This is a genomic window from Xenorhabdus sp. PB61.4, assembly GCF_963894935.1.
Taxonomy (GTDB): Bacteria; Pseudomonadota; Gammaproteobacteria; order Enterobacterales; family Enterobacteriaceae; genus Xenorhabdus; species Xenorhabdus stockiae.
This window is the reverse complement of record NZ_CAWQJR010000087.1, coordinates 1-3,600: the sequence shown is the minus strand read 5'-3', so window position 1 is coordinate 3,600 and position 3,600 is coordinate 1. Positions and strand designations below refer to the sequence as shown.

The 3,600-nt window shown below is 48.4% G+C and carries 4 protein-coding genes and 1 pseudogene; 3 read left to right on the top strand and 2 right to left on the bottom strand.

Going from position 1 to position 3,600, the window contains the following annotated elements:
- Positions 1-1,011, top strand: a 1,011-nt coding sequence (locus tag AACX68_RS05630) for an HNH/ENDO VII family nuclease (protein WP_304957261.1), incomplete at its 5' end; no start/stop codon positions are given.
- 13 nt (positions 1,012-1,024) lie between these two features.
- A complete protein-coding gene (locus AACX68_RS05625; RefSeq protein ID WP_228860805.1) occupies positions 1,025-1,495 on the top strand; it encodes an SMI1/KNR4 family protein in 471 nt (156 codons plus the stop codon).
- Positions 1,496-1,726: 231 nt separating this feature from the next.
- On the opposite strand, the gene AACX68_RS05620 is transcribed toward AACX68_RS05625, so the two are convergent.
- Positions 1,727-2,047 carry a SymE family type I addiction module toxin gene (locus tag AACX68_RS05620; protein ID WP_228860804.1) on the bottom strand — a complete coding sequence of 107 codons (321 nt, stop codon included), beginning with the start codon at positions 2,045-2,047 and terminating at the stop codon, positions 1,727-1,729.
- A gap of 73 nt (positions 2,048-2,120) precedes the next feature.
- Positions 2,121-2,519 (bottom strand): helix-turn-helix domain-containing protein, encoded by a 399-nt coding sequence (locus tag AACX68_RS05615; protein WP_228860803.1) that lies wholly within the window; start codon positions 2,517-2,519, stop codon positions 2,121-2,123.
- A gap of 97 nt (positions 2,520-2,616) precedes the next feature.
- Between AACX68_RS05615 and AACX68_RS05610 the strand changes: the two are divergent.
- Positions 2,617-3,492: pseudogene (locus AACX68_RS05610) on the top strand (CHC2 zinc finger domain-containing protein); the annotation flags it as partial.
- Between the last annotated feature and the right edge of the window lie 108 nt (positions 3,493-3,600).

The window sequence follows — 3,600 nt, the reverse complement described above, 5'->3', positions numbered from 1 at the left end:
TCCCGCTGGAACAGCCAGAATCAGCTTATCGGGCTACAGACCCCGGGCGGCCAGCAGTGGGACTATCGCTACGATGCGTTCGGGCGGCGCACGGAGAAGGTGTGTGAACAGGCAGGCCAGCGCACCACCTACCTGTGGGACGGGGATGTGCCGGCGGAAATCCGCGAGTACCGGCACAACCGGTTGTACAGCATCCGACATCTGGTCTTTGACGGCTGGCAGTTGCTGGCGCAGCAAATCCAGTTCTTCACCCCCGACCCGGAAAACCGCAGTGAACTGATGGCGGGCGAGGTGCAAACGCAGTATGCCGTGTGTGCACCGACAAGCGAACCGCTGGCGCTGTTTGACCCGCAGGGTCACCGCGTCTGGCGGCGGCCGCCACAGAGCCTGTACGGGCTGCGTTTGAGTGTTCTGGGGGAAAATGCCGAGCTGAATCCGGGGCTACAATACGCCGGCCAGTGTCTGGATGAAGAAAGCGGGCTGGTCTACAATCGGTTCCGGTATTACTCGCCGGTGGCGGGGCAGTATCTGACACCCGACCCTATCGGTTTAGCCGGAGGGGAGAATCCGTATGCTTACGTTGGAAATCCGACGATTTGGATCGATCCACTAGGGCTGGCTGGATGTTGGACGGCTAAAAATGTCGTTGGAAGAAAAGTTTATCAGCGAAATGATTTATTTGACCCGCATCATATTGATGAATATGGAAGAACAAATATTCAACGAATGAAGAAAGGGCAGGCTCCCATCGGTAAAGACGGATTAGAAGTAAACCTCCATCACGTCACTCAAGATGAACCCGGTCCAATGGCTGAAATTTTGAGTAGTACTCATAGTAAGCATGATCGTAAGTTGCATATGTTCTCTAATCAGTGGGATAAAACGTGGGTTGGCCCTGATGGCATAAGGCGTAGATATAATAGTGCACCACCATCAATGAACAGGCGTCCGTTTAACCGTTGGAAGAAAAAATATTGGAAAGCAAGAGCGTTGGACTTTTTAATTCCTTAAGAGGAAGGAAGCTATGAGTTATATAGATTTAATTGAAAAGGAAATGATAGCAAGCGGGGAAGAAATTCTTTCTAGTGGCGGAGCTGATATAGATACCATTAGTAAGTTTGAGTTATTACTTGGTGTTACCTTTCCTGAGTCATATAAAATTTTCTTACAGAAATATGGAACGCTTGCTTTTGGCGGGGATAATTATTACGGAGTAACTAAAAAAGGTATAAATGGAGATCAAGCCCCATGTGTTCTGTATGTTACAAAGCAGGCTAGAGATGCAGGTGATATAGATGAAGGGATGATTAAAATAAAATCATCAGGATATGGACCTTCTTATTCTATTGATACTAATACTATAGGAAAGACAGGAGAGGCTGTTATTGTCGAAACTGAATTATCTTTCAAAAGAGATGGCGTTAAAAATATCATTGCAGATAGTTATGCTGAGTTTCTTTTAGAAGAAATAAGAGAAGCTATAGAGGATTTATAACAGCTATATGTTAATAAGTAACAAGCCAGAAAGATCTGGCTTGTTTTTTTGAACTTAACTACCACCTACTGAAGTAGGTGGGTTAGCGCACTTCGGTGCCGACGACTGAAAGTCGTCGAACCACGCACCTCGTAAACGCGCATAGGTCAAAGAATTAAAGTCAAAGTCAAAGTCAAAGTCACCGTCTAAAGACGGTGGTTTTAAACCTTTCATATGGAAAAATAAAATCTTTTATCCCGCCTGATAATCCCCAATTAGCTCTCGCATCCGCAGCTTGATCTCACTGAGCTGATTTTGCTGCTGTTGGTACTGCTGCCTGATGCTGCGGGTGTCGTCGCTGTCAGGAATAAGCACAATACAGCCGTCCATAATCTTGACGGTGAGTGTGCTGCCAATCTCAAACCCAGCCTGTTTAAGCCATCTGCCCGTTAAATTTATCGCGGGTCGGGGGTTCGGCCTGCCATTTTGCAGCACGTATCCCACGGTGTAATAACGTTCTGTTTTGGCGGCTTTATTTACCGCGCGGTTTTGCTTAGAATGCGCCTTAGCCATCATTCAACTCCTCTTTAGTTGCTTGTGGTTAGCGTTCTGACCGTGCTCCAACACGGACAGAACGCGTTAAATATTAACGTGTTATATTAATGACCTGCTTAATCTTCTCTTGCGTGATAGCCATATCCAGAAAATGGCAAATTACGTCCTGATCTTCTGCTTTTAACCCGTCAACCTGCTTACACAGCTCTTTCAGCCGCTTATTTTTAATATCAAAAACGGGGGCGGTTGTGCCTTCTTCTCCCAGCAGTAAATGGTCAATACTGACTTCCAGTAACTGTGCCAGTCTAATGATGTAATCGAACTGGGGCTTAACCTGTCCCTGCTCCCAGCGTCCCACCATACGGGGCTGGATATCCAGCAGATTCGCCAGTTCCAGTTGTGTAAGCTGTCTGGCCTTGCGTAGTGCGGCAAGGCGTTTACCAAAATCAGTCATAAATGAACAAAGCCAGTTAATGTGTTTGTTCATCATGATACGTGTCCTTTTTGAGTGTTGGGCTTGAAAGTATTATATTGACCTGTATTATATAGGTCAATAATGACCTTGGCGCATTTTAAAGGATTAAGACATGGCTCGCATTCCCGACGCAGAATTACAGCACTTAAAATCCGCCGTCTCCTTAGTGGCTGTCATTGAACAGCAGGGGCGGAAGTTGATCCCACGCGGCAAAGATATGACGGTGCTGTGCCCGTTCCATCAGGAGAAAACCCCTTCGATGGTGATCACGCCGTCGAAAAACCTCTATCACTGCTTTGGCTGCGATGCGGGCGGCTCAGTGCTCGACTGGGTGATGAAAACGGAACATTTGAGCCTGCGTCATGCCTGCGAACGGTTGCGGGCGATGCTCGGCAGCAATCCGGCGGTCGAGCCGCTGGTTGCATCGTCAGAGCTGCTGAGGGATGCGGTCGGGCAACAGGCGCTGCTGTTACGGGTGGTTGAGTTCTATCACCAGACGTTGCTGAATGCACCGGAAGCCCATCAGTACCTGAAAAAACGCCGCCTTGATCATCCTAAGCTGGTCAGCCATTTTAAGCTCGGCTTTGCCAACCGCACCCTCGGCTATCGGTTGCCGGAGAAAAAAATCAAAGCAGGTGCTGAGATCCGCGCACAACTTCAGGCCGCCGGGTTGTTGCGTGACAGCGGGCATGAACACTTCAGCGGCTCACTGGTCATTCCGGTGATCGGTCTTAATGGCGAATTACAGGAAATGTATGGCCGAAAAATCACGGATCGCCTGCGGGCAGGCACACCGCTGCATCTGTATTTACCGGGTGAGCATGGCGGTGTCTGGAATGAAGCCGGGCTGGTCGGTTCGGCCTCAGTGATCCTGTGTGAATCGCTCATCGATGCGATGTCATTCTGGTGTGCAGGGTTCCGCAATGTGACCTGTTCGTATGGGGTTCATGGTTTTACTGATGCACATCGGGCCGCCTTCCGGCAGTATAGCTAAATCAAAATAATTAGACATATTTTACATGCGTCATAAACAGTTCATCAATTGAACACCTTTCTCGTCTTCTTATCGCTTTGACTTCAGCCCATTTCGGTTCGA

Bases quoted from the DNA above. Each gene is read 5' to 3' on its own strand.
- AACX68_RS05625 (WP_228860805.1), top strand. From the start codon at position 1,025: ATGAGTTATATAGATTTAATTGAAAAGGAAATGATAGCAAGCGGGGAA.
- AACX68_RS05620 (WP_228860804.1), bottom strand. From the start codon at position 2,047: ATGGCTAAGGCGCATTCTAAGCAAAACCGCGCGGTAAATAAAGCCGCC.
- AACX68_RS05615 (WP_228860803.1), bottom strand. From the start codon at position 2,519: ATGATGAACAAACACATTAACTGGCTTTGTTCATTTATGACTGATTTT.